General features: G+C 71.3%; 23 protein-coding genes and 1 pseudogene. 11 read left to right on the forward strand and 13 right to left on the reverse strand.

Annotation, left to right across the window (positions count from 1 at the left end):
• The first annotated feature begins 6 nt into the window (after positions 1 to 6).
• The 7 genes from ABZ887_RS24695 (at position 7) to ABZ887_RS24725 (ending at position 5,209) form a co-directional block, all read left to right on the forward strand.
• Positions 7 to 1,077 (forward strand): SchA/CurD-like domain-containing protein, encoded by a 1,071-nt coding sequence (locus tag ABZ887_RS24695; protein WP_361292934.1) that lies wholly within the window; start codon positions 7 to 9, stop codon positions 1,075 to 1,077.
• A 39-nt stretch (positions 1,078 to 1,116) separates the two neighbouring features.
• Entirely contained in the window at positions 1,117 to 1,530 is a 414-nt protein-coding gene (locus ABZ887_RS24700) for a cupin domain-containing protein (RefSeq protein ID WP_361292936.1), read from the forward strand.
• Entirely contained in the window at positions 1,527 to 2,795 is a 1,269-nt protein-coding gene (locus ABZ887_RS24705; RefSeq protein ID WP_189260618.1) for a beta-ketoacyl-[acyl-carrier-protein] synthase family protein, read from the forward strand. Before ABZ887_RS24700 ends, ABZ887_RS24705 begins: the two co-directional genes overlap by 4 nt.
• Positions 2,792 to 4,036, forward strand: coding sequence for a ketosynthase chain-length factor (locus ABZ887_RS24710; RefSeq protein ID WP_361292938.1), 1,245 nt, complete (start codon positions 2,792 to 2,794; stop codon positions 4,034 to 4,036). Before ABZ887_RS24705 ends, ABZ887_RS24710 begins: the two co-directional genes overlap by 4 nt.
• A 46-nt stretch (positions 4,037 to 4,082) precedes the next feature.
• Positions 4,083 to 4,334: an acyl carrier protein gene (locus ABZ887_RS24715; RefSeq protein ID WP_217552699.1), complete on the forward strand. Its 252-nt coding sequence runs from the start codon at positions 4,083 to 4,085 to the stop codon at positions 4,332 to 4,334.
• A gap of 1 nt (position 4,335) precedes the next feature.
• Positions 4,336 to 4,815 (forward strand): SRPBCC family protein, encoded by a 480-nt coding sequence (locus ABZ887_RS24720; protein ID WP_361292941.1) that lies wholly within the window; start codon positions 4,336 to 4,338, stop codon positions 4,813 to 4,815.
• Positions 4,816 to 4,876: 61 nt separating this feature from the next.
• Positions 4,877 to 5,209, forward strand: a complete 333-nt coding sequence (locus ABZ887_RS24725) for a TcmI family type II polyketide cyclase (RefSeq protein WP_217552701.1) — start codon at positions 4,877 to 4,879, stop codon at positions 5,207 to 5,209.
• A 79-nt stretch (positions 5,210 to 5,288) separates the two neighbouring features.
• Here the strand turns inward: ABZ887_RS24725 and ABZ887_RS24730 are convergent, their stop codons facing one another.
• From ABZ887_RS24730 to lipB, 6 genes are all read right to left on the reverse strand, one after another.
• Entirely contained in the window at positions 5,289 to 6,353 is a 1,065-nt protein-coding gene (locus tag ABZ887_RS24730; protein WP_361292944.1) for a methyltransferase, read from the reverse strand.
• Between the two features lie 42 nt (positions 6,354 to 6,395).
• Positions 6,396 to 7,487 carry a right-handed parallel beta-helix repeat-containing protein gene (locus ABZ887_RS24735; RefSeq protein ID WP_361292946.1) on the reverse strand — a complete coding sequence of 364 codons (1,092 nt, stop codon included), beginning with the start codon at positions 7,485 to 7,487 and terminating at the stop codon, positions 6,396 to 6,398.
• An 880-nt stretch (positions 7,488 to 8,367) separates the two neighbouring features.
• Positions 8,368 to 9,069 carry a DUF4191 domain-containing protein gene (locus ABZ887_RS24740; protein WP_361292948.1) on the reverse strand — a complete coding sequence of 234 codons (702 nt, stop codon included), beginning with the start codon at positions 9,067 to 9,069 and terminating at the stop codon, positions 8,368 to 8,370.
• Between the two features lie 71 nt (positions 9,070 to 9,140).
• Complete coding sequence (locus tag ABZ887_RS24745; RefSeq protein ID WP_181806529.1) at positions 9,141 to 9,338, reverse strand: hypothetical protein; 198 nt, start codon at positions 9,336 to 9,338, stop codon at positions 9,141 to 9,143.
• A gap of 285 nt (positions 9,339 to 9,623) precedes the next feature.
• Positions 9,624 to 10,589 (reverse strand): lipoyl synthase, encoded by a 966-nt coding sequence (gene lipA, locus ABZ887_RS24750; protein ID WP_361292950.1) that lies wholly within the window; start codon positions 10,587 to 10,589, stop codon positions 9,624 to 9,626.
• Positions 10,590 to 10,720: 131 nt separating this feature from the next.
• Positions 10,721 to 11,560 carry a lipoyl(octanoyl) transferase LipB gene (gene lipB / locus ABZ887_RS24755; RefSeq protein ID WP_361292952.1) on the reverse strand — a complete coding sequence of 280 codons (840 nt, stop codon included), beginning with the start codon at positions 11,558 to 11,560 and terminating at the stop codon, positions 10,721 to 10,723.
• Between the two features lie 255 nt (positions 11,561 to 11,815).
• Between lipB and ABZ887_RS24760 the strand changes: the two genes are divergently transcribed.
• Positions 11,816 to 13,288 (forward strand): regulator, encoded by a 1,473-nt coding sequence (locus ABZ887_RS24760; protein WP_361292954.1) that lies wholly within the window; start codon positions 11,816 to 11,818, stop codon positions 13,286 to 13,288.
• 279 nt (positions 13,289 to 13,567) lie between these two features.
• On the opposite strand, the gene ABZ887_RS24765 is transcribed toward ABZ887_RS24760, so the two are convergent.
• The gene (locus ABZ887_RS24765) at positions 13,568 to 14,926 is read right to left on the reverse strand and encodes an NAD(P)/FAD-dependent oxidoreductase (RefSeq protein ID WP_361292958.1); all 1,359 of its coding nucleotides are present in this window, start codon (positions 14,924 to 14,926) and stop codon (positions 13,568 to 13,570) included.
• 160 nt (positions 14,927 to 15,086) lie between these two features.
• Entirely contained in the window at positions 15,087 to 15,980 is an 894-nt protein-coding gene (locus ABZ887_RS24770) for a TIGR01777 family oxidoreductase (protein WP_361292960.1), read from the reverse strand.
• 72 nt (positions 15,981 to 16,052) lie between these two features.
• On the opposite strand from ABZ887_RS24770, the gene ABZ887_RS24775 reads away from it, so the two are divergent.
• Complete coding sequence (locus tag ABZ887_RS24775) at positions 16,053 to 16,541, forward strand: GNAT family N-acetyltransferase (protein WP_361292962.1); 489 nt, start codon at positions 16,053 to 16,055, stop codon at positions 16,539 to 16,541.
• Positions 16,542 to 16,574: 33 nt separating this feature from the next.
• On the opposite strand, the gene ABZ887_RS24780 is transcribed toward ABZ887_RS24775, so the two are convergent.
• Positions 16,575 to 17,759, reverse strand: coding sequence for a MarP family serine protease (locus ABZ887_RS24780; protein WP_361292964.1), 1,185 nt, complete (start codon positions 17,757 to 17,759; stop codon positions 16,575 to 16,577).
• A 202-nt stretch (positions 17,760 to 17,961) separates the two neighbouring features.
• Here ABZ887_RS24780 and ABZ887_RS24785 point away from each other — a divergent pair, with 202 nt between their 5' ends.
• Both ABZ887_RS24785 and ABZ887_RS24790 read left to right on the forward strand, forming a co-directional pair.
• Positions 17,962 to 18,879, forward strand: coding sequence for a peptidoglycan recognition protein (locus ABZ887_RS24785; protein WP_361292966.1), 918 nt, complete (start codon positions 17,962 to 17,964; stop codon positions 18,877 to 18,879).
• A gap of 139 nt (positions 18,880 to 19,018) precedes the next feature.
• Positions 19,019 to 19,258 carry a hypothetical protein gene (locus ABZ887_RS24790; RefSeq protein WP_361292968.1) on the forward strand — a complete coding sequence of 80 codons (240 nt, stop codon included), beginning with the start codon at positions 19,019 to 19,021 and terminating at the stop codon, positions 19,256 to 19,258.
• A 45-nt stretch (positions 19,259 to 19,303) separates the two neighbouring features.
• Here the strand turns inward: ABZ887_RS24790 and ABZ887_RS24795 are convergent, their stop codons facing one another.
• The 4 genes and pseudogenes from ABZ887_RS24795 to sucB form a co-directional block, all read right to left on the reverse strand.
• The gene (locus ABZ887_RS24795; RefSeq protein WP_089101181.1) at positions 19,304 to 19,822 is read right to left on the reverse strand and encodes a DUF4240 domain-containing protein; all 519 of its coding nucleotides are present in this window, start codon (positions 19,820 to 19,822) and stop codon (positions 19,304 to 19,306) included.
• Between the two features lie 145 nt (positions 19,823 to 19,967).
• Positions 19,968 to 22,670, reverse strand: coding sequence for a pyruvate dehydrogenase (acetyl-transferring), homodimeric type (gene aceE / locus ABZ887_RS24800; protein WP_361292970.1), 2,703 nt, complete (start codon positions 22,668 to 22,670; stop codon positions 19,968 to 19,970).
• Positions 22,671 to 23,206: 536 nt separating this feature from the next.
• Complete coding sequence (locus tag ABZ887_RS24805) at positions 23,207 to 23,830, reverse strand: GntR family transcriptional regulator (protein WP_361292972.1); 624 nt, start codon at positions 23,828 to 23,830, stop codon at positions 23,207 to 23,209.
• Positions 23,831 to 24,002: 172 nt separating this feature from the next.
• A pseudogene (sucB, locus tag ABZ887_RS24810) lies at positions 24,003 to 24,953 on the reverse strand (2-oxoglutarate dehydrogenase, E2 component, dihydrolipoamide succinyltransferase); the annotation flags it as partial.
• Positions 24,954 to 25,048: the final 95 nt, after the last annotated feature.

The raw sequence follows: 25,048 nt of genomic DNA on the forward strand, positions 1-25,048 counted from the left end.
CGAAGCATGACGACGATCTCGGAAAAGGTTTCGGAAAAGCCGACCCGAAAGACCCGCCCGGTGTCGACCCGGGTCTCCCAGTCCGTCTTCGACGGCTCCCGGCTCCGGGTCGTCCTGCTGGTGGACGTCTACGACGGCGCGCAGCAGCAGTTCCTGGAGGCCTACGAGCAGCTGTGCAGCCAGGTCGCCCAGGTGCCCGGCCACGTCAGCGACCAGCTCTGCCAGTCGATCGAGAACCCCTCGCAGTGGCTGATCACCAGCGAGTGGGAGAGCGCCCCGCCGTTCCTCGCCTGGGTGAACAGCGAGGAGCACGTGGAGATGGTGAAGCCGCTCCACAACTGCGTGCGCGACACCCGCTCGCTCCGCTTCCACGTCGTACGGGAGACCGGCGGACCGTCGGCCGACGCCGTACGCGTCCTGCAGGCCCACCCGCGGATGGGCAACGGCGTGATCCGCCACGCGCTCACCTTCACGGTCCGGCCGGGCAGCGAGGCGAAGGTCGCGAAGATCCTCGCGGACTACGCCTCGCCCCAGGCGAAGGTCGACGACTCCACCCGGCTCCTGCGCACCTCCCTGTTCATGCACGGCAACCGGGTGGTGCGCGCCATCGAGGTGCGCGGCGAGCTGATGGCCGCCCTGCGCCACGTCGCCCGGCAGCCCGAGGTGCGGGCCGTCGAGGAGGCCATCAACCCGTACCTGGAGCAGGACCGCGACCTCGACGACCAGGAGTCCGCACGGGTGTTCTTCACCCGGGCGGCGCTGCCGGCCGTGCACCACGTCGGCGCCGAGGAGCCGGCCGAGGGCGAGCGGTACGCGCTGTACTACCCGGCCCGCCCGGGCTGCGGGATGCGGCTCGCGGAGCTGCTCGCCCAGCAGGACGAGGCCGCGGCCGAGGACCCGGCGAGCCCGGTGCTGCACAGCACGGTCTTCCAGCGCGACGACGTGGTCGTCCGCCTGGTGGAGCAGCGGCCCGGCAAGCCCCTGGACGTCACCCCGGCCCACGCGCTGACCGCCCTGCTGGACGGCGACGCGGTGCGGATGCAGCTCATCACCGACCGCCGCTCGCCGGACGCCTGACCCCTCACCGCCGCCTCACCCCCACGGAGGAACGCAGACATGCAGCCCATTCCGAAGATCGTCGACCTCAGCGAGATCGAGCCCAACACCCGGCGCGGCGGGGACCTGCGCGCCATGCTCACCCCGGCCACGGTGGGTTCCACCAGCGGCTTCCTGGGTGTGGCCATCGTGCAGCCGGGCGACCGCATCGCCGAGCACTACCACCCGTACTCCGAGGAGTTCGTGTACGTCGTCTGCGGCGACATGGAGGTCGACCTGGACGGCGAACCGCACCCGCTGCGGCCCGAGCAGGGACTGATGATCCCCATCAACATGAAGCACCGTTTCCGCAACGTGGGCAACGTCGAGGCCCGGATCGTCTTCCACCTCGGCCCGCTGGCGCCGCGCCCGAGCCTGGGGCACGTCGACACCGAGGAGACGGAAGCCGTCGCCGTGGGGCAGGTCCGGTCGTGACCCGGCGCGTGGCGGTTACGGGCATAGGCATCGTGGCTCCGGGGGGTGTGGGCGTACCGGCGTTCTGGGATCTGCTCGCCTCGGGCCGGACCGCGACGCGCGGCATCACCTTCTTCGACCCCTCGGGCCTCAGATCGCGGATCGCCGCCGAGTGCGACTTCGACCCGGCGGCGCACGGCCTGGACGCCGAGGAGATCGAACGGGCGGACCGTTACATACAGTTCGCCCTGGTCGCCGGTGACGAGGCGGTCCGGGACTCCGGGCTCGATCTCGGCCGGGAGGACCCCTGGCGGATCGGGGTCTCCCTGGGTACGGCCGTGGGTGGCACCACCCGCCTGGAGCACGACTACGTCCTGGTGAGCGGCGCGGGTCAGCGCTGGGACGTGGACCACCGGCAGGCGCAGCCCCAGCTGCACCGGGCGTTCTCCCCGAGCACCCTGGCCTCCGCGGTGGCGGAGCGATTCGGCGCGCAGGGTCCGGTCCAGACCGTCTCCACCGGCTGCACCTCGGGCCTGGACGCCGTCGGCTACGCCTTCCACACCGTCCAGGAGGGCCGCGCCGACATCTGCATCGCCGGCGCCTCGGACTCGCCGATCTCCCCGATCACCATGGCCTGCTTCGACGCGATCAAGGCCACCTCCCCGAACAACGACGACCCCGAGCACGCCTCCCGGCCCTTCGACAACCGCCGCGACGGGTTCGTCATGGGCGAGGGCGGCGCGGTACTCGTCCTGGAGGAGCTGGAGCACGCCAAGGCCCGCGGCGCGCACATCTACTGCCAGCTCGACGGCTACGCCACCTTCGGCAACGCGTACCACATGACCGGTCTCACCAGCGAAGGGCTGGAGATGGCCCGCGCCATCGAGACCGCCCTGGACCACGCCCGCCTCGACCCCACCGCCATCGACTACGTCAACGCGCACGGCTCCGGCACCCGGCAGAACGACCGCCACGAGACCGCCGCCGTCAAGAAGGCGCTCGGACAGCACGCCTACAGCACGCCCATGAGCTCCATCAAGTCCATGGTGGGCCACTCGCTCGGCGCCATCGGCGCGATCGAGGTCGTCGCCTGTGTGCTCGCCCTGGCCCACCAGGTCGTCCCGCCCACCGCCAACTACGAGACCCCCGACCCCGAGTGCGACCTCGACTACGTGCCGCGCGTCGCCCGCGAACGGAAGCTCGGCGGCGTCCTGTCCGTGGGCAGCGGGTTCGGCGGCTTCCAGTCCGCGGTGATCCTGACCCGGCAGAGAGGACGGACACGATGAGCGAACCCCCTGCCCGGCGGGCGGCCGTCACCGGCATCGGTGTCGTCGCGCCCAACGGAACCAGCACCGAGACCTTCTGGAAATCCGTCCAGGAGGGACGCACCGTCCTCGACAAGGTGACCCGCGACGGCTGCGAGCACCTGCCCATGAAGGTGGCCGGAGAAGTCCGCGGCTTCGACCCGGCGGCCGCCGTCGAGGAACGCCTCATCGTCCAGACCGACCGCTTCACGCACTTCGCGATGGCCGCGGCCGACCTGGCACTCGAGGACGCCCGCCTCGGCCGCGCCGACACCGAAGGCTCCCCGTTCGACATCGGCGTGGTCACCGCGGCGGGCTCCGGCGGCGGCGAGTTCGGCCAGCGCGAGCTCCAGCAGCTCTGGGGCAAGGGCAGCCGGTTCGTCGGCCCCTACCAGTCCATCGCCTGGTTCTACGCGGCCAGCACCGGCCAGATCTCCATCCGGCGCGGCTTCAAGGGCCCCTGCTCGGTGGTCGCCGCCGACGAGGCCGGCGGCCTGGACGCCCTCGCCCACGCGGCCCGCGCGGTCCGCCGCGGCACGGACGTCATCGTGGCCGGCTCCACCGAGGCACCGATAGCTCCCTACTCGGTGGTCTGCCAGCTCGGCTACGAGGAACTCAGCCGGGAGACCGACCCGGCCCGCGCCTACCGCCCGTTCACCGAGCAGGCCTGCGGGTTCGTACCGGCCGAGGGCGGCGCCATGCTCGTCGTGGAGGACACCGGCTCGGCCCGCCGGCGCGGGTTGCCGGTCCGGGCCACCCTCGACGGCCACGCGTCGACCTTCACCGGGGCCTCCCGCTGGGCCGAGTCCCGCGCCGGGCTCGCCCAGGCGATCCGCGGGGCGCTGGCCGAGGCCGGCTGCGCCCCCGAGGAGGTCGACGTGGTCTTCGCCGACGCCCTCGGCGTGCCGGAGGCCGACCGGGCGGAGGCGCTGGCCATCACCGACGCCCTCGGCGCGCACGGCAGGCGGGTGCCGGTCACCGCGCCCAAGACCGGGATCGGCCGGGGCTACTGCGCGGCCCCCGTCCTCGACACCGCCGCCGCGGTGCTGGCGATGGAACACGGGCTGATCCCGCCGACCCCGGGCGTCTTCGACATCTGCCACGACCTCGACCTCGTGACCGGCAGCGCCCGTGCCGCGCGGCCACGCACGGCACTGGTGCTCAGCCGGGGCCTCATGGGGTCGAACTCGGCGCTCGTGCTGCGCCACGGCGCGGCCGAGTGAGTCGAACACACCAGCTGCCCCCGGCAGCGAAGCAGAAGGAGTTCCTATGAGCATCACCGTGGACGAACTGTCCGAACTCATGAAGAAGGCCGCCGGCGTCACCGTCTCCCCGGCCGACCTGCAGGACCGGTCCGACAGCGGCTTCGACGTCCTCGGCGTCGACTCGCTGGGCCTGCTCGGCATCGTCGGCGAGCTGGAGAACCGGCACGGCGTGCCCATGCCGGTGGACGCCGAGCGGTGCAAGACGCCCCGCCAGTTCCTCGACCTCGTCAACAGCGCCATGCCCGCGGGAGCCTGACATGACCGGACACACCCAGAACGAGATCACCATCGCCGCGCCGCTCGACCTGGTCTGGGACATGACCAACGACGTGGCCAACTGGCCCCAGCTGTTCAGCGAGTACACCAGCGCCGAGATCCTCTCCGACGAGGGCGGCAAGGTCACCTTCCGGCTGACCATGCACCCCGACGAGAACGGCAAGGTGTGGAGCTGGGTCTCCGAGCGCACGGCGGACCGCCGCAACCTCCGCGTCAAGGCCCGCCGGGTCGAGACCGGCCCGTTCGCGCACATGGACATCCTCTGGCAGTACGAGGAGGTGTCCGCCGGCACCCGGATGGTCTGGACCCAGGACTTCGCGATGAAGCCGGAGGCCCCCGTCGACGACGACTGGATGACCGACAACATCAACAAGAACTCCAAGATCCAGATGGCCCTGATCCGGGACAAGATCGAGAAGGCCGCCACCGGCCGGCGCCCCGACCCGGCCCTGGCCGACTGACCCGGCCGTCGGCCGGACAGCCAGGACAGCCAGGACAGCCAGGACAGGAACGGAGAGACACGTGCACCAGGCCCTGATCGTCGCCCGTATGGCACCGGGCTCCGCCCCCGACATCGCGAAGGTGTTCGCGGACTCCGACCGGGGAGAACTGCCGCACCTCGTCGGGGTCACCCGGCGCAGCCTCTTCCAGTTCGGTGATGTGTACATGCACCTCATCGAGTCCGAGCGCGAGCCGGGACCGGCCATCGCCAAGGTCACCTCGCACCCCGAGTTCAGGGACGTCAGCGACCGTCTCACGGCGTACGTCAGCGCGTACGACCCGGAGACCTGGCGCTCCCCGAAGGACGCGATGGCCCAGCGCTTCTACCTCTGGGAGCGCGACGGCGGCGCGTGACCCCGCGTACCGCCGTACGCCAACGGTGCCGGACCCGCGTACGACGCGGGCCCGGCACCGGCGCGTGCCGGGACCTGCCTCAGGCGGGCACCGTGCAGTCGAAGGCGTGCAGATACGGGTTGACCGGCCGGATGTCGTTGACGCTCAGCCCCGCCTCCGTCAGCCGCCGCACCATGCTGTCGGTGGTGTGCTTGGCCCCGCCGACGTTCAGCAGGAGCAGCAGGTCCATCGCGGTGCTGAACCGCATCGACGGGGTGTCGTCGACCAGGTTCTCGATGATCACCACCCGGGCCCCGGGCCCGCCCGCCGCGACCACGTTGGCGAGCAGCCGCGCGGTGGACTCGTCGTCCCACTCCAGGATGTTCTTGATGATGTAGACGTCCGCGTCGACCGGCACGGCCTCCCGGATGTCACCGGGCACGACCCGCGCCCGGTCCGCGAGGTCCCCGCCCTCGCGCAGCCGCGGCAGGCACTTCTCCACCACCTTGGGCAGATCCAGCAGATAGCCCTTCATCGCCGGGTACTTGTCCAGCAGGCTGGCCACCACGTGCCCCTGGCCACCGCCGAGGTCCGCGACCGACCGGCTGCCGGACAGGTCGAGCAGCGCGGCGACCTCGCGGGCCGACTGCTCGCTGGAGGTGGTCATCGCCCGGTTGAAGACGTCCGCCGACTCCGGCGCGTCCTCGTTGAGATAGACGAAGAACTCCTTGCCGTAGAGGTCCTCGACGACGTTGCGGCCGCTGCGCACGGCCTCGTCGAGCATCGGCCAGGCGTCCCAGGTCCACGGCTCGGTGCACCACAGGGCGATGTAGCGCAGGCTGTGCGGGTCGTCCTCGCGCAGCAGCCGGGAGGTCTCGGTGTGGGCGAACGTCCCGTCCGGCCGTTCGGCGAAGACGCCGTAGCAGGACAGGGCGCGCAGCAGCCGGCGCAGCGGCTTCGGGTCGGTCCGCACCGCGGAGGCCAGGGTCTCCACGGTCATCGGGGCGTCCCCGAGCGCGTCGGCGACGCGCAGCCGCGCGGCCGCGCGGACGGCGGCGGCACAGGCCGCCCCGAACACGAGCTCGCGCAGCCGCATCGACGGCGGCGGAGCGTCCTCCTCCAGCCCCTTGGCCGGCGTGTCGAGGTCGCGTGCTGGTGCGGTCATGTGCCGCCTTCCTTCCTTGTGGGGTGTCGTACGGCCGTCAGGTCAGCACAGACCCGCGGGCTTGGACTTCTTGCAGGTGTTCTGCTTGAAGCTGTTCCCGTGCTTGCTGGCTTCCTGGTTGACCAGGTCGGCGGGGGCGTTGCCCGACAGCTTGTTGCGGGTGACCTGGTTCTTGTCGCTGGTGGCGCCCACGAAGCTCTTGAAGACCACGACACCGCCCGACAGCGGGGACTTGCCGGAGTTCCCGGTGACCGTGTTCCCCGTCACCAGGGTGTTCTCGGTGCCGGTCAGCACGATCCCGGAGCCCTGCAGGAAGGCCAGCCGCGCGGTCTTCTTGCAGTACTTGTTGTTCTTCACGACCTTGTTGTCGGCGACGGTCAGACGACCGGCCTTCGGCTTGTTCTCGTCGCCGACGACGAACACGCCCGCGCAGTTGCCGGTCACGGTGTTGTCCGAGACGGTGAGGTTGCGCAGCCGGCGGACGGTGACGCCGATCCGGTTGCCCTCCAGGCGGTTGTGCTCGACGACCGTGCCTTCGGTGTCGGCGGCACCCTTCTCCGTCGTGACGGTGTTGGCGAGGAAGATGCCCGCGTCGCCGTTGTTGCGGGCGACGTTGTACCGGTAGGTGCTGTGCACCGAGCGCTCCTCGGCGAGGCCCCACTGCCCGTTCTTCACGGCTTCCACGCCGTGCACGTGCAGGTTGGCCGCGCCCACGGCCATGACACCGATCCGGGAGAACCCGGTCACGGTCATGCGGGCGATGGTGACGTCCTCGACGGGCTTCTTCTTGGCGCCGACCACGCAGATGCCGTTGCCCATCTCGGCGCAGGACTTCTGGGCGGCCTTCTTCGCGGTGCTCTTCGCCTTCTTGGCCTTCTTGGCCGGCTTGAGCACGGTGTTCGGGCCCATGCCGCGCAGGGTGAGACCGGGCGTGGTCACCTTGACGCTCTCGTGGTAGGTGCCGGCCGCGAGGAGGACCGTGTCGCCGGGCCGGGCGGCGTCGACCGCCTTCTGGATGGACTGACCCGGGTGCACCTGGAGCACGCGGTGCGAAGCGGTCGCCGGAGCGGCACCGATGAGGGAGCCGCAGAGGGCGGCGCTGCACGCGAGGTATGTGATATGGCGTTTTGTCACACAAGGAAGGTTAGGAGCGGATGACCCGATAAACGGCTGGATACTCCGTCCGGCGGCGTGTCATCCCGGACCCGCTTCGAGCGCCCCGTAGGGGCGCGGGGCCGTGTCGACATGTGGCTCCGCCGCGTAGGCGCGACGGAACCCTGGTCCTGTTCGCCGACGGCACCACCAGGCCCGACGGCCCCCAGGAGCAATGGGGGACGGGCGCCGCGGAAAAATGCGGACCCGAGTCGGGGGTCGATTCACCCAATGAAGTGGGCGACAATATGGCTATGGTGCACGCTGAGGCATGCGCGGAGGCGTGCTCATATTCGAAGGGGTTCCGCGGGTGAAGGTAGTGGAGATCGCGGGTCGGAAATAGCGCCTCTTCCGCGTGGCCGGCATCCATGAAGAGGCCGACTATGTGGAATGCCGCGCCATGGATACCGGAGACTGCGTCTGTGAGGTCCGCATAGATGCTGCGGATGCGCTGTACCTCATGCCCACGCCGAGGGAGGCCGACGCACGTGTTGTGGCCGAGGCTATTGTTTACGCGAAAGAGATAGCACACCCTTCGGGCGGCGCGGGGAGCAGCTGGAAATCGAATTCACTGAGGTGATTGTCGGGGGTATTGGATGGAAAAGATCCGGCTTGCGGAGCAAGGGCGTATTCTGTCGGGGTTTTACGAGGGTTACTTCGTGAAGCTCCATGACGATTCCGATGCCACTGGCGGAACTCGAATCCTTTGTGGAGTCGTCCCGCTGGGAGGTCCGGTGGATCGAGTGAGTCGCGGCCGACTCGTTCGCCGGCCGGACCGGTGGGCGCGCGGTGGTCCTACGCCGATGGGGCGCCCGGAGTGAGATCCGGGCGCCCCATCGGCGTAGGAGTCGGGTACGTGGGCTCAGCGGGCCTTGCCGCCGCCCTTCGGCATCCGCATGCCCTTCGGCATCGGGCCCTTCGGCAACGGCATGTTGGACATCAGGTCACCCATCGCCCGCAGCCGGTCGTTGGTGGTCGTCACCTGGGGGCCGGTCAGCACGCGCGGGAACTTGAGCATCGTGGTCCGCAGCTTCTTCAGCTCGACCTGGCCCTCACCCGTGCCCACGATCACGTCGTGCACCGGCACGTCGGCCACGATCCGGGCCATCTTCTTCTTCTCGGCGGCCAGCAGGGTCTTCACCCGGTTCGCGTTGCCCTCGGCGACCAGGACGATGCCGGCCTTGCCGACCGCCCGGTGCACCACGTCCTGGCTGCGGTTCATCGCCACCGCCGGCGTCGTCGTCCAGCCCCGCCCGATGTTGTCCAGAACGGCGGCCGCCGCGCCCGGCTGGCCCTCCATCTGGCCGAAGGCCGCCCGCTCGGCCCGCCGGCCGAAGACGATCGCCGTCGCGAGGAAGGCGAGCAGCAGACCCAGGATGCCCAGATAGATCGGGTGGCCGATCAAGAAGCCGATCACGAGGAAGATCGCAAGGGTGCCGAGACCGACACCGGCAAGCACCAGACCGATCACCTTGTCGGCCTTGCGCGTCATCTTGTACGTCAGGACGATCTGCTTCAGTCGTCCGGCATTTGCAGCGTCCGCTGCGGGTTCCTTCCTCGCCATGCCCCGAAGTCTACGTGGCCCCGGGAGTGCCTTCGACGGCAGTGTCCCCACAGGGGTGGCGGAAGGGGGCGTCAGGAGCGGCCGGCGGCCTGCTCCAGGAAGCGCTGGGCCTCGACCCGGTCCTTGGCGCGACGGCGGTCCTCCAGTACGGAGGTCCAGGCGTTCTGGCGGGCGGTGCGCTGGCCGCCGCTCATGAGGAGCGACTCGACGGCGCGCAGCGCGTCGGTGAAGGACGGGATCGCGGTGGCGCGAACGGGCGCGGCCTGCATGGTGGAGGTCCCCCCTCGAAGTGGGTGTACGTGCTGTGATACCAGGGTCACTGTTCGGTGTTACCAGGGCGTGACCGACCGGTCAAACGCCAATGAAACCTTGATACGCGGGCCCGGAACGCTGACGCGGCCCTGACGTACGCCCTCATCAGCGAGGACGGTCAGGACCGCGTCCATTCGGTCACTACTGACCGGTAATAGTTTGTGCGTGAATTCACACGCTCGGCGGCCAGGCCGCGTCGGTCGATCGGACCCGCGATCAAACCCGGCGATCGGACCCGGCGATCAGACCGCCTGCGCGGCGACGAACGCCCCCCGCTTCTCGACGGCCATCTGGTACAGGCGGCCGGCGCGGTACGAGGACCGCACCAGCGGGCCCGACATGACACCGGAGAAGCCGATCTGCTCGGCCTCCTCCTTCAGCTCCACGAACTCCTGCGGCTTGACCCAGCGCTCCACGGGGTGGTGCCGGACGCTCGGGCGCAGGTACTGCGTGATGGTGACCAGCTCGCAGCCGGCCTCGTGCAGCTGGCGCAGCGCCTCGCCGACCTCCTCGCGGGTCTCGCCCATGCCGAGGATGAGGTTGGACTTGGTGACCAGGCCGAAGTCGCGGGCGGCCGTGATGACCTTCAGCGAACGCTCGTAGCGGAAGCCGGGGCGGATCCGCTTGAAGATCCGGGGCACCGTCTCGACGTTGTGCGCGAAGACCTCGGGGCGGGACGAGAAGACCTCGGCGAGCTGCTCGGGGACCGCGTTGAAGTCGGGGGCGAGCAGCTCGACCTTGGTGCGGCCGGCCTCGCGGCCCGCCGTCTGCTCGTGGATCTGCCGGACCGTCTCCGCGTACAGCCAGGCGCCGCCGTCCGCCAGGTCGTCGCGGGCGACGCCGGTGATGGTCGCGTAGTTCAGGTCCATGGTGACCACGGACTCGCCCACGCGGCGCGGCTCGTCGCGGTCCAGGGCCTCGGGCTTGCCGGTGTCGATCTGGCAGAAGTCGCAGCGCCGGGTGCACTGGTCGCCGCCGATGAGGAAGGTCGCCTCGCGGTCCTCCCAGCACTCGTAGATGTTGGGGCAGCCGGCTTCCTGGCAGACCGTGTGCAGGCCCTCGCTCTTCACGAGGTTCTGCATCTTCGTGTACTCGGGGCCCATTTTCGCCCGCGTCTTGATCCACTCGGGCTTGCGCTCGATGGGGGTCTCGGCGTTGCGGACCTCCAGGCGCAGCATCTTGCGTCCGTCGGGTGAGACTGCGGACACGACCGGCTCCCTAGCGATTGATTCTTCGGCGACCTTCAGGGTACGCCCGTGGATTCGAATACCCGGTGTGGGTGCTGACCTCTGGGGGCTGTCGCCCCCGTACCCCCGCTTCGGCCTGAACGGCCTCGTCCTCAAGCTCCCCCAGAGGGGGTGCCCCCAGACGGGCTGACGGTTGCCGGTGTTCTCTCGATCACCCTCGGCCTGAGGTCCGCGTTCTCCAGGACGGCCTTCAGGTGCCGCTCCACCACCGGCAGGACCTCCTCGATCGTCACGTCCCGGCCGAGTTCTCCCGCGAGGGAGGCGACGCCGGCGTCCCGGATGCCGCACGGGATGATCCGGTCGAACCACTTGTTGTCCGGGTTCACGTTGAGGGCGAAACCGTGCATGGTCACGCCCTTGGCCACCCGGATGCCGATCGCGGCGATCTTGCGGTCCTCGCGGCGCTGACCGGCGTTGGAGGGGGCGTACTCCGGGCCGTTGAGGCGGGGGTCGAACTCCTCGTCCGTCAGCCGGGGGTCGAAGTCCAGGGAGAGCCCTCCGAGAGCCTGCGGCCGCTGCTCCACCGGGTCGCCGAGCACCCACACCCCGCTGCGCCCCTCGACCCGGGAGGTCTCCAGGCCGAACTCGGCGCACACGCGGATCAGCGCCTCCTCCAGACGCCGCACGTGCGCGACCACGTCCACCGGGCGCGGGAGCTTCTGGATCGGGTAGCCCACCAGCTGGCCCGGGCCGTGCCAGGTGATCTTGCCGCCGCGGTCCACGTCGATGACCGGGGTGCCGTCGAGGGGGCGCTCGTTGTCCGCGGTGCGGCGGCCCGCCGTGTACACCGGGGGGTGTTCGAGCAGCAGGACCGTGTCGGGCACCTCGTCGGTGAAGCGCGCCGCGTGCACCCGGCGCTGCTCGTCCCACGCCTCCTGGTACTCGACGGCATCCGCGCCGAACCCCATGCGGACGAACCGCAACTCACTCACGGCAAGCGCCTCCCTCGGCGATAAGGCGATCAGTGCGTCAGGCGCATAACGCGCCCAAGCCACTGTACGTCTGCCCGTCGCGCGTCAGCCCGGGGGTCAATCCTCACACGATCGGATGAATGAACGTCGAGATGTGCGATCGACTGCTCACTCTCCGCTACATTCGCGCCGTCCACGAGTGCCAAAAGGGCTGCTCACCGGCAATCCGGGCACAAGCGACCGAGCTGAGCCCGAAGGCAGGAGACCGCACTCCAGATGACGGACCGACCCGCGCAGCGCACCCCCAACCGCCAGCTCGCCGCGCTCATCGCAGAAGCGGGGTTCTCCAACGCGGGTCTGGCCCGTCGCGTCGACCAACTCGGTCTCGAACACGGGCTGGATCTCAGATACGACAAGACATCCGTCACCCGGTGGCTGCGCGGCCAGCAGCCCCGGGGCACCACCCCGGCCCTGATCGCCGAGGTCTTCACCCGGCGCCTCGGCCGTCGGCTCACCGCCCAGGACCTCGGGCTCGACGCCTGTGCCCCGGTCTACGCCGGGCTGGAGTTCGCCGCCACCCCCGAGGAGGCCGTCGACATCGTCAGCGGGCTGTGGCGCAAGGACTCCGGCAGCCACGCCGAGCTCCGCAAGATCGCCTTCACCCCGGCCGGGCTGGTCGTCCCCAGCCGGGACTGGCTGATCGGCCGCGCCGACGACCGGGTGGCCCGTGGCGAGCCGGCCGCGCCGCCGGCCGCCCGGGTACCGGCGCAGACCCGTCCCGCCGCGCCCAAGCCGGTGCCGCTCGCACCCGTGCGCCCGCGCGGGCAGGCCGAACGCGGCCCCGGCCAGAAGGTGACCGGCGGCGACATCGCAGCGCTCCGCTCGGTCGGCGAACTCTTCCGCTCCCTCGACGACCAGTACGGCGGCGGCCACGCCCGGCAGGCCCTCGTCCGCTACCTGGAGCACGAGTGCGAGCCGATGCTGCGCGGCACGTACGGCGAGCAGACCGGCCGCAAGCTGTTCGGGGCGGCGGCCGACCTGACCCGGCTGGCGGGCTGGACGTCGTACGACATCGCCGCGCACGGGCTCGCCCAGCGCTACTTCGTGCAGTCCCTCCGCCTTGCCCAGGCGGCGGGGGACCGTGCCTACGGCTCCTACGTCCTCGTCACCATGAGCCGCCAGGCGGTCTACCTCGGCCACGGCCGGGAGGCGGTGCAGCTCGCGCGGGTCGCCCAGCAGGGCGTGGGCACGAGCGCCCCGCCGGTCGTCCAGGCCCTGCTCCACGCGGCCGAGGCGCGCGCCCACGGGGTCCTCGGCGAGGTGCGCGCCTGCACGGGTGCGCTCGTCCGCGCCGAACGCGCGCTGGAGACGGCCCGTCCCGGCGACGAAGTCCCTTACTGGGCACGCTTCTTCGACGAGGCCCAACTCGCCGACGAGTTCGGCCACTGCCACCGCGACCTCCAGCAGTTCCGGGCCTCCGCCCAGCACGCCGAGCGCTCGCTCCAGCTCCGTGCGCCCTCCTACGCCCGCAGCCGCCTCTTCTGCCGCGTCGTCCTCGCCACGGCCCGCCTGGGCCTCGGCGAGCTCGACCAGGCGTGCGCACTCGGCGTGGAGGCGGCGGGAGCGGCGGCGGAGATGCGCTCGGTCCGCGCGATCGAATACGTCAAGGACTTCGAACGACGGCTGGAGCCCTACAAGGACGCGGCACCGGTGAAGGGCTACCGGGAGAGGGTCGCCGCACTGGGCTGACAAACCGCTGCGCTGGGCCGTGGCCGAGGGCTGCTGGACTGGGCGAGCCGATCTCCCACTCGGCTCGCCTTCCTTCTTTCCCGCCGCAACGGTGATCAGCCACGACGGCGTTCTTCGGCGGTGCCGAGCCGGCCGTTGCGACTCGCCGTTGCCGGTTCCGGCCGTCTGCCGGGTGCCGCGCCGTCGTGGTTGCTCGCGCCCACGCGGCGGAGCCGCAAGTCAAATACAGCCCCGCGCCCCTGACGGGGCGCTGTGTGGCGCGCTTCTCCTGACGGGGCGCTAGGCGGCTCGGCGTTGCAGGGGTTCTGCACTGTTCAGGGAGCCTGCTGTGCCGAGGTCGGTCAGGATGGCCGCTGTTGCTCGGTGGGCTGAATGGAGGGCTCCCTGGACCGTGCTGGTGTCGCGGTGGTCGCCGCAGACGTAGAGGCCGGCGAGGAGGCGGACGGGGCGGCGGAGGTCGTGCGGGGGGCGCATGGCGGGGATGGCCTCGGGGGTGTGGTGGACGGCGAGGGTCTCCCAGCGGTGCGTCGACGTGCCGTAGAGGCGGGAGAGGTGCATGCGGACCGCTGTGTCGATGTCGGAGGGGGGAGTGCCGAGGACTGTGGAGGAGATCAGGGCCCGGCCTTGGGGCGCGCGAGTCGGGTCGATGTTGCTGACGACCGAGGTGTGGGAGACGGGGCCGCCCCGGTCCGTGTCCAGGAGGAGGGACGTTCCGGTGGTGAGGCTCGCCGGCTCGTCCGTCGTGTGGTGGACCACCGTCACCCGGTGGAAGTCGGGGACGCGCAGGCCCGGGAGGAGTTCGGCGGCGGCCCGGGCGTCGGTGGCCAGGAGGACCGCCTGGCATCGGATCTCGCCGTGGTCGGCCGTCGTCACCGATGTCGTCGAGACCGAGGTGACGCGTACGCCGGTGTGCACCGTGCCGGGTGGCAGCGCGCGGGCGAGGAGGTCGGGGAGGACCTCGGCGCCGCCCTCCGGCACGCACAGCCGCCCGCTCGCGAAGGAGCGCAGGGCGAGGTCCGCACAGCGGCTCGACGTCGTCAGTTCGGGGTCGCAGAGCAGGGCCGCGAGCAGCGGGCGCAGGAAGCCGTCGATCGTGCGGGCGGGCACCCCGCGCTCCGCGAGGGCGTGGGCGGCGGGGAGCTCGGGGCGGGCCAGGATCCGTTCGACGGGAGTGACCGCCAGGCGGCCCAGCGCGGCGCCCAGGCGGGCCTGGTCGACCGCGCCGCCCATCGGTGCGGTCGCCCGCGCCGGCGCCACCGCCGAGCCGCTCCTGGGGGCGCTCGCCAGGGCGCGCACGGCGTACAGTGCGCCCCTCGCGCTTCCCCCACCCGCCGGAGCGCCGGCCCGGTGCCTGCGCCCGTTGCGATGCAGCAGCACGCCGGGCGCGTACCGGCGTAGCACCAGGGCGTCCAGTCCCGGGGCGAGGCGTAGCTCCGGATAGGACGTGGACAGGAGCTGGCCGATCCGGTCGAGCCGGAAGCCGTCGACCTTCTCGGTCGACATACGGCCGCCCACGTAAGGGGCGGCCTCCAGGACCGCGGTCGTTACTCCTGCGCTGTTCAGCCGATGAGCCGCGGAGAGTCCGGCGATACCGGCTCCCACGATGACGACGTCCGCCTGGTACGCGGGCTCATGCACGAGGCCCCTCCTCGATTGCGCGTCCGGTGGAGACGTGATGCCCCCAACAGGCTCCGGGGATACCCGAGTTCGGGTCGAGGTTAGGGCCGTGATCGGTCAAGGGCAGTCGCGCATGAACAGGGCACGGTCGCACGGCGGTCGCATACGGTCACAAGGGTCGTCAGGCCGCGCGGATCGCGTCCTCGATGCCCGGGAACGCGAAGGTGAACCCCGACTCCAGCAGCCGCTTCGGCACCACCCGTTGGCTGCCGAGCACGTCCCCGGCCAGCTCGCCGAGCGCCGCCCGGAGCACGGCGGAGGGCACCGGGAAGAGGGCCGGGCGGCGCAGCACGCGGGCCATCGCGGCGGTGATCTCACGGTTCGTCAGGGGGTGGGGTGCGGTGAGGTTGAAGGGGCCGGCCAGGCCCTCGGTGTCCATCAGGAACCTGATCGCGGCCACCTCGTCGTGCAGCGCGATGAACGACCAGTACTGGCTGCCGTCGCCCAGCCGGCCGCCGAGCCCGGCCCGGAAGAGCGGGAACAGGCGGCCCCAGGCCCCGCCGCCGCGGGCCACCACCAGGCCCGTGCGCGTGAACACCGTCCGCACGCCCGCCTCCTGCGCCGGGGCCGCCGCCTCCTCCCACTCCACGCACAGCGACGGCAGGAAGCCGTCCCCGGGCGGCGCGTCCTCGTCCACGACCCGGTCACCGGTGTCGCCGTAGAAGCCCATCGCGCTGCCGCTCACGAACACCCGCGGCGGCTCCGGCAGGGCCGCCACGGCCTCGGCCAGCGCGGCCGTGCCGAGCACCCGGCTGTCCCGGATCTCCCGCTTGTAGGCGGCCGTCCAGCGCCGGTCGCCGATCCCCGCCCCGGCGAGGTTCACCACCGCGTCGCAGCCGGCCAGCCCGGCCGCGTCCACGTACTGCCCCTCGGGGTCCCAGCAGACCTCTCCGGTGCCGTGGGCCGCGCGCCGCACCAGGCGCACCACCTCGTGCCCGTCCGCCCGCAGGGACCGCACCAGGGCGCTGCCGATGAGGCCGGACGCGCCGGCCACCGCGATACGAGAACGTTCCATGGGTCCCAGCATGCCGGGAAGGGCCGGGGAAAACCCGTGGGGCCCCGATGCCGGCCGACTTAGGGTGACCGCATGCCGGAACCCTACATACGCACCGCCCTGCCCGACGACGACGAGGAGCTCTCCGCCCTCGACCGCGCCACCTGGTCGTATCTGCACGCGGTCCTGCCCCGGCCGCAGCCGCCGTACGACCCCTTCTTCAGCGAGCGCCACGCCCCCGAGGGCACCCTGGTGGCCGAGCTCGACCGGCGCATCGTCGGCTACGTCCGGCTCGGTCTCGCCTACAAGATCGCCTCCAACGCGCACGTCCGGCAGATCCAGGGCCTCGCGGTCGCCGAGGAGGCCCGCGGCCGGGGCGTGGCCCGGGCGCTGCTGCGGGCGGCGATGGAGGAGGCCCGCCGCCGCGGCGCCCGCCGGATCCGGCTCGGCGTCCTCGGGCACAACACCCCGGCGCGCCGGCTCTACGAGTCGGAGGGGTTCGCCGTCGAGGGCGTGCTGCCGGGGGAGTTCCTCCTGGACGGCGAGTACGTCGACGACGTGATCATGGGCCGGGCGCTGTGACGGCGACCGTCGTGACCGCGACCACCGTGACCGTCAGGACGTGATCAGCTCGCCGGTGTCCACCGGCGAGGTGGCGGTCGCCCCGCGCGTGGCGTCCGAGGCGACCTCGTCGGCCGTCAGGACGTACCCCGTCTCGTCGTCCGACGTGGAGCGGGCGAACACCACGCCGTACACCTTGCCGCCGGTGGTCAGGAGCGGGCCGCCGGAGTTGCCGGGGCGGACCGTGGAGCGGATCGAGTAGATCTCCCGGGTCACGGTGGCGTCGTTGTAGATGTTCTGGCCGGTGGCCTGCACCCTGTTGGCCACCGTGGCCGCCTGGAGGTTCAGGTCGCCGTCCTGCGGATAGCCGGCCACCACCGCGGAGTTCCCGCGCGCCGCCGTGGTGTCGAACCGCAGCACGGGCGCCCGCAGCTGCGGCACGTACAGCACCGCCACGTCCCGGTCCGGGTCGAAGAGGACCACCTCCGCGTCGTACGACGGCCCGACCCCGCCGATCCGCACGCTCGGGTTGTCGATGCCGGCCACCACGTGCGCGTTGGTCATCACGTGCTCCGGCGCGAACACGAACCCGCTGCCCTCGCGGCCCTGGGTGCCGGAGGAACCCTCGATCTTGACCGTGCTGCGCTTGGCCGCGTTCGTGGCGGCCGCCGTGACGTTGTCACCCGACGGCTTGGCGACCCGTGCCGTCGACTCGTTCTCGAACGGGTTGAAGACCTGCGGGAAGCCCGCCTCGGTCAGCGCCGAGGTGGCCCGCGAGAACCAGGCCGGCGTGGTGTCCGGCATGGTGTTCTGCACGGCGCCGAGCAGCCTGGAGTCCCGGATCGCCGTCGTCACCGCGGGCGACGAGGACGCGCCGAGGACGCTCGCCGCCACCCAGGCCACGATCAGCACCGCCACCGAGTTGGCGACCGCCCCGCCTATCCCGTCGGCCACCCTGAGCGGCCCCTGGTCCAGCTCCCGGCGCAGCCGCAGCGCCAGCCGCCCGGCCAGCTCGTGCCCCACCACCGCCGGCACCAGCACCGTCAGCACCGCGACCACCGTCGCCGTCGCCGTCCCGCGCGTGACCAGCTCCATCACCCACGGCAGCACCCATACGCCGATCACCGCACCGCCCACGAACCCGGCCAGCGAGACACAGCCGGCCACCAGCCCGCGCCGGTAACCGGACGCCGCGTAGACGAGGACCACCAGTACGAGCACCAGGTCGAGCAGGTCCACTGAGCCGCCTTTCTCTCGGTGCCCTTAATACGGCCGGGACAGGTCCGGTGATCAGTTCACGTGATCAGTTCACGCGTGCGAGGCGGCCGGAACCGGCCACGCGTGCGTGTACCCCCTGAAACGCCCCGGACCAGGACGATGGTTCCACCAGGTGGCACAGCACACATCGCGGGCGCGGTCGATCAACCCGAGAGTGGGTGCCATGCGTGTCTTCCCACGAGCGGGGCGGCGCACCAGGATCACCGTCCTGGCGCTGCTCGGCTGCCTGCCCGGCCTCACCGCCGTCCTCGTGCTGGTGCTGAGCGACCGGGGCGCCGACCGGCCGGTCGCGATCCACCTGGCCGCGCCCGCGCCCGCCAGCCCCGCGACCCGCTACCGGGCACCCCGGCCGCACATCGTGCCCCGCTCGGCCTGGCTGGACGCCACCGTCGGCCGCAGCCAGCCGCCGCCGCGCTACGACGACAAGGTCGTCGCCGTCTTCGTGCACCACACCGACTCGCCCAACGGCTACTCCTGCGCCCAGGCCCCGGAGATCATCCGCCGCCTGTACACCGGCCAGACCGGAGACCGCGCCTGGGACGACATCGGCTACAACTTCCTCGTCGACCGGTGCGGCACCATCTACGAGGGCCGCGCGGGCGGCGCCGACCGGGCCGTCACCGGCGCCCACACCCAGGGCTTCAACCACCGCACCGCCGGCATCGCCGCCCTCGGCACCTTCACCGCCGGGGTGCCCGTGCCGCGCGCCATGGCCGACTCGATCGCCGCCGTCGCCGCCTGGAAACTCGGGCTGTCCGACGTCGACCCGCGCGGCAGCGCCCGCCTGGTCTCCAGCAACGGCCTCAGCCGCTACCGGGAGGGCGCGGTCGTCGCCCTGCCGGCCGTGGCCGGCCACAAGGACGGCTACATGACCAACTGCCCCGGCGCCTCCCTCATCGCCCTCCTCCCGGAGATCAGGGAGAGCGCGGCCCGGCTCCAGGGGAGGGTGCCGACGGCCACGAAGGCGGCTACCGAATCTCCGGCGAGAGGGCCGGTGGCTTCAGCCGACGTGCTAAGCTCCCGGCGTCGCGGTGGGACACGCCGGAGGGATGACACCGCTCAAGCGGTCGAGCGTCCGTGAACCTCAACTCCTCGGGGTTGGAATCCTCCTGCTTCCAGCGGGGGGAGGATGTCAAAGGAATGCCATAGGCGGCACGCAGGTTGTTCAGATCCCCGCGTCCTACAGTCATGGACAGCAGCACTGACTGGAGGTGGGGATCATGAACAGCAGTCGTACCGAAGCCCGTACGGAGGCCACGGAGAAGGCCGGCCGGACCAGGTCGTCCAGGGGGCCCTGGGCCGTGGTCTGCGCGGTCGCGACGGTCGTCCTCGGCCCGGCCGCGGTCACCGCGTCCGCCCTCGACCAGGCCAACGCGGCGCCCATGCACCACGCGGTCAAGGCCGAGCAGACGCAGGCGTACATCCCGTCCGACATGACCCGCCGCCGTACCGCCGCCTGACCCCTGCTCCCCTGCTCCTGAATTCCCCCACTCCCCGTACTCCCCTTACTCCTTGAAGCGGTCCCAGAGTCTGGGGAACCGCTCGGCGAGCACCCGCTCGTTCTCCAGGTCGACCGGGGTGCCCTCGGGTTCGGAGGGCGCGGGGGCGATGCCCAGGTCCGGTGCCACGGTCCCGGTGAGCTGCTCGTACGCCTCGTCCGCCGCGTACCCCAGCTCCTCGCCGTCGCCGTCGATCTCCTCGTCGAAGTCGTCCAGCAGCTCCGCCAGCGCGTCCGGGTCGTGCAGGGCACCCTCGAAGATCTCCCGGCCCTGGGCGATGAGCCAGCACCGGAAGAAGTCGAACGCGTCGTCGCTGGCCCCGTCCAGCAGGACCCACGCGGCGCCCCACAGGTCCCAGCGGTAGGCGCGGTTGTAGCGGGCCTCGAAGTGACGGGCGAAGTCCAGGACCAGGTCCGGCTCCAGCTGGAGCAGCCGCTCCACGAGCAGGTCTGCCTGCTCCTCCGGGTCGCCCTCGGCGGCCTCGCGGGTCGCGTCGACCAGCTCCCAGAACTCCGTCTCGTCCATCACGGGTCCAGCATCGTGCCTGTGCGGCGGGGGCGCACGCGGAGTGGTGCGGATTGTTATCCACAGCGTCCCGCGCGCGGCAGACGCCGACGGCGCGGTCCGGCAGTGTCTGCCGGACCGCGCCGTCGGCGGTCACCCGGGTCGCTCAGAGCCCGTAGCGCTCCCGCGCTTCCTTCACCGCGGTCGCCTTGACCTCGCCGCGCCTGGCCAGCTGGGCCAGGGCCGCCACGACGACCGACTCGGCGTCGACGCCGAAGTGGCGGCGGGCCGCGTCACGGGTGTCGGAGAGACCGAAGCCGTCCGCGCCCAGCGAGGACCAGTCCTGCTCGACCCACTGCGCGATCTGGTCGGGGACCTGGCGCATGTAGTCGGACACGGCCAGGACCGGGCCCTCGGCGCCGTGCAGGACCTGGCGGACGTACGGCACCCGCTCCTCGCCGCGGAGGAGGGCGGCGTCCGCCTCCATCGCGTCACGGCGGAGCTCCGACCAGGAGGTCGCGGACCAGACGTCGGCGGCCACGCCCCACTCCTCGGCGAGCAGCCGCTGCGCCTTGAGCGCCCAGTGGATCGCCGTACCGGAGCCGAGCAGCTGGATGCGCGGGGCGTTCGCCGGCACGGTCAGCCCGGCCGACTCCGCCGTGTTGAAGCGGTAGAGGCCCTTGACGATGCCCTCGTCGATGCCGAGCCCGGCCGGCTTGGCGGGCTGCGGGAGCGGCTCGTTGTAGACGGTCAGGTAGTAGAAGACGTTCGGGTCCTCGCCCGGTGCCGGTTCGCCGTACATCCGGCGCAGACCGTCCTTGACGACGGTCGCGATCTCGTAGGCGAAGGCGGGGTCGTACGTCAGCGCGGCCGGGTTGGTCGCGGCGATCACCGGGGAGTGGCCGTCGGCGTGCTGCAGGCCCTCGCCGGTCAGGGTGGTACGGCCGGCGGTCGCGCCGACGAGGAAGCCGCGGCCGAGCTGGTCGCCGAGCTGCCACATCTGGTCGGCGGTCCGCTGCCAGCCGAACATCGAGTAGAAGATGTAGAACGGGATCATCGCCTCGCCGTGCGTCGCGTACGCGGTGGACGCGGCGATGAAGTCGGCCATCGAACCGGCCTCGGTGATCCCCTCGTTGAGGATCTGGCCGTTCTTGGCCTCCTTGTAGTACATCAGCTGGTCGCGGTCGACCGGCTCGTACGTCTGCCCCTTGGGCGAGTAGATGCCCAGCGACGGGAACAGGCTCTCCATGCCGAAGGTGCGCGCCTCGTCGGGGACGATCGGCACCCAGCGCTTCCCGGTCTCCTTGTCCCGGACCAGGTCCTTGACGAGGCGGACGAAGGCCATGGTGGTGGCCACGTTCTGGGTGCCCGAGCCCTTGTCGAAGGAGGCGAAGGCCTTGTCGGCGGCGGCGGGCAGCGGGGCCAGGGCGTGCGTGCGGCGGGCCGGGGCCGGGCCGCCGAGGGCGGCGCGGCGCTCCTGGAGGTAACGGACCTCGGGGGAGTCGGCGCCGGGGTGGCCGTAGGGCACCTTGCCGTCGACGAAGGCGCTGTCCGGGATCGGCAGCTCCAGCAGCTCCCGCATCGTCTTGAACTCGTCCACCGACAGCTTCTTCATCTGGTGGTTGGCGTTCTTCGACGCGAAGCCGTCGCCGAGGGTGTGGCCCTTGACGGTCTGGGCGAGGATGACCGTCGGCGCACCCTTGTGCTCGACGGCCGCCTTGTACGCGGCGTACACCTTGCGGGCCTCGTGACCACCACGGGAGAGGTGGAAGCACTCCAGGATCTTGTCGTCGCTGAGCAGCTTCGCCATCTCGGCGAGCGCCGGGTCGGCGCCGAAGAAGTCCTGGCGGATGTAGGCGGCGTCGCGGGTCTGGTACGTCTGGACCTGCGCGTCCGGTACCTGGCGCAGCCGGCGTACCAGCGCCCCGGTCGTGTCGAGCGCGAACAGCTCGTCCCACGCCGTGCCCCACAGCGTCTTGACGACGTTCCAGCCGGCGCCGCGGAACTGGGCCTCCAGCTCCTGCACGATCTTGAAGTTGGCGCGGACCGGGCCGTCGAGGCGCTGCAGGTTGCAGTTGATGACGAAGGTGAGGTTGTCCAGCTCCTCACGGGCGGCGAGCGCGAGGGCCGCGGTCGACTCCGGCTCGTCCATCTCGCCGTCGCCGAGGAAGGCCCAGACGTGGGACGCGGAGACGTCCTTGATGCCGCGGTTGGTGAGGTAGCGGTTGAAACGGGCCTGGTAGATGGCCGAGAGCGGGCCGAGGCCCATGCTCACCGTCGGGAACTCCCACAGCCAGGGGAGGCGGCGCGGGTGCGGGTACGACGGGAGGCCGTTGCCGCCGGCCTCCTGGCGGAAGTGGTCGAGGTGCGCCTCGGTCAGGCGGCCGTCGAGGAAGGCGCGGGCGTAGATGCCGGGGGAGGCGTGGCCCTGGATGTAGAGCTGGTCGCCGCTCCCGTCGCCCTCCTTGCCCTTGAAGAAGTGGTTGAAGCCGGTCTCGTAGAGCCAGGCGGCGGAGGCGAAGGTGGCGATGTGGCCGCCGACGCCGTACTTGCTGCCCCGGGTCACCATCGCGGCCGCGTTCCAGCGGTTCCACGCGGTGATCTTCCGCTCCATCTCCTCGTCGCCGGGGACGGCCGGCTCGGCGGCGGTGGGGATGGTGTTGAGGTAGTCCGTCTCCAGCAGCTTCGGCAGCGCGACGCCGTCCGCCTCGGCGCGCTCCAGCGTGCGGCGCATCAGGTATGCGGCGCGGTGCGGCCCGGCCTCCCTGGCCACGGCGTCCAGAGAGGCCTGCCATTCGGCGGTCTCCTCCGGGTCCCGGTCGGGGAGCTGGTCGAGCGCGCTCGGCTGGATGGCCTGGGGGTCGGTCATGTCGCCGCCTTCCTCAGTCGAAGGGGGTTCCCTCATCGGTAAGGGGTTCGGGGGTGCCCTTGGTCTTTGGCAGGACAGGGCAGAGGGCCCGGGTGCGAGCCCGTCCGTGACTCTAACTCCCTGATCGATGATCGATCAAAGGGTTGCAGGGCAAAACCTCTCGATTCCGAGAAAGTCGGCACGGGGTGCCTTCGGCAATGGCACCGGGTGACGTGATCCAGCCGACGTTTACGCAGGTGAGGCGGTGTTTGAGCGGGGGAGCGCTCGTGTGGGAGGGGGTGCGACGATCTCTTTTCCACCGCGACGGCGCTCAGTGGGAACGGTGCTTTTCGGCGGCGCCGAGCCGGGCGTCGCCGCTCGCCGTTGCGGGTGGCGGTGGTCGGTCGGGTGCGGCGCAGTCGTGGCTGGTCGCGCCCACGCGGCGGAGCCGCACATCAGACACAGCCCCGCGCCCCCTTCGGGGCGCTCTTCGGCTCGCCCTTCTTTTCCGCCGCGGCGGCGATCAGCCGGGACGGCGGATTTCGGCGGTGCCGAACTCACGGTCTTGGGGCGCAGCCCAGGACGTGGGACTTCACGATGTCCGCGATGCGGGGGTCGCGGCGCTTGAAGGCCGCCACCAGTTCCTCGTGCTCCTCCGCGTACGACTGCTGGACCGTGCCCAGCCAGCGGATCGACAGCGCCGTGAAGACCTCGATGCCCAGGCCCTCCCAGGTGTGCAGCAGCACCGAGTTCCCGGCCGCCCGGACCAGCTCGCGGTGGAAGCCGACCGTGTGCCGGACCTGGGCCGTGCCGTCGGCGTTGCGGTCGGCGTCGTAGAGGGCGGCCACGTGCGGCTCGAGGGCCGAGCAGTCCTCGGCCAGCTTCTCCGCCGCCAGCTCCGCGGCGATCGCCTCCAGGCCGGCCCGCACCGGATAGCTCTCCTCCAGGTCGGCCGCCGTCAGGTTCCGCACCCGCACGCCCTTGTTCGGCGCCGACTCGATGAGACGGAGGGACTCCAGCTCGCGCAGCGCCTCCCTGACCGGCGTCTGGCTGACCTCCAGCTCCGTCGCGATCCGGCGCTCCACGATGCGCTCGCCCGGCTTCCAGCGCCCGCTGACGATTCCCTCCACGATGTGCTCGCGGATCTGTTCGCGCAGCGAGTGGACGACGGGCGCGGTCATGGGAGCTCCTTAAGGGCGTTTGACGTTTAGACAATAAGGCCGGACCGCCTTTCGGGAGAGGCGCGCGGGGGCGCTTTCGCGCAGGTGAGACGAGACTTACACGCTGCCTGGTGGGACGACGGTGCCCCGCCCGGAAGAAATCCGGACGGGGCACCGTGGAACCCGCTGGGGATCAGAGACCGAGCTCGACCTCGAACTCGCCCGCCTCCAGGATCGCCTTGACGGCCGTCAGGTAACGGGCCGCGTCGGCGCCGTCCACCAGGCGGTGGTCGTAGGACAGGGTCAGGTACGTCATGTCGCGGACGCCGATGACCGTGCCCTCCTCCGTCTCGATGACGGCCGGACGCTTGACCGTGGCACCGATGCCGAGGATCGCGACCTGGTTCGGCGGCACGATGATCGTGTCGAACAGCGCGCCGCGCGAGCCGGTGTTGGAGATGGTGAAGGTCGCGCCGGACAGCTCGTCCGGGGTGATCTTGTTGCCGCGGACCTTGCCGGCCAGGTCGGCCGTGGCCTTGGCGATACCGGCGATGTTGAGGTCGCCGGCGCCCTTGATGACCGGGGTCATCAGGCCCTTCTCCGAGTCCACCGCGATACCGACGTTCTCGGTGTCGAAGTAGGTGATGGTGCCGTCGGCCTCGTTGATCCGGGAGTTGATGACCGGGTGGGCCTTCAGCGCCTGGGCGGCGGCCTTGACGAAGAACGGCATCGGGGAGAGCTTGACGCCCTCGCGGGCCGCGAACGAGTCCTTGGCCTGGGCGCGCAGGCGCATCAGGCGGGTCACGTCCACCTCGACGACCGAGGACAGCTGGGCCTGCTCGTGCAGCGCCTTGACCATGTTGTCGCCGATGACCTTGCGGATGCGGGTCATCTTGACGGTCTGGCCGCGGAGCGGGGAGACCTCCAGCGCCGGGGCCTTCTTGGCAGCGGTGGCAGCCGGAGCGGCGGCGGCCACGGGGGCCGGGGCTGCGGCGGCGGCCTTCGCGGCCTCGGCGGCGGCGAGTACGTCCTGCTTGCGGATCCGGCCGCCGACGCCGGTGCCCTTGACGGAGCCCAGGTCGACGCCGTTCTCGGCGGCGAGCTTGCGGACCAGCGGGGTGACGTAGGCACCCTCGTCGACCGGGGCGGCCTCTCCTACGTCTCCGGGTCGATCACCCACTCGACCATCACCGGCAACGCCTTCGGGATCTTCATCTCCAGCGCGACCGGGATCGAGAT

The sequence above is a fragment of the Streptomyces sp. NPDC047061 genome (assembly GCF_040643955.1).
Taxonomy (GTDB): Bacteria; Actinomycetota; Actinomycetes; order Streptomycetales; family Streptomycetaceae; genus Streptomyces.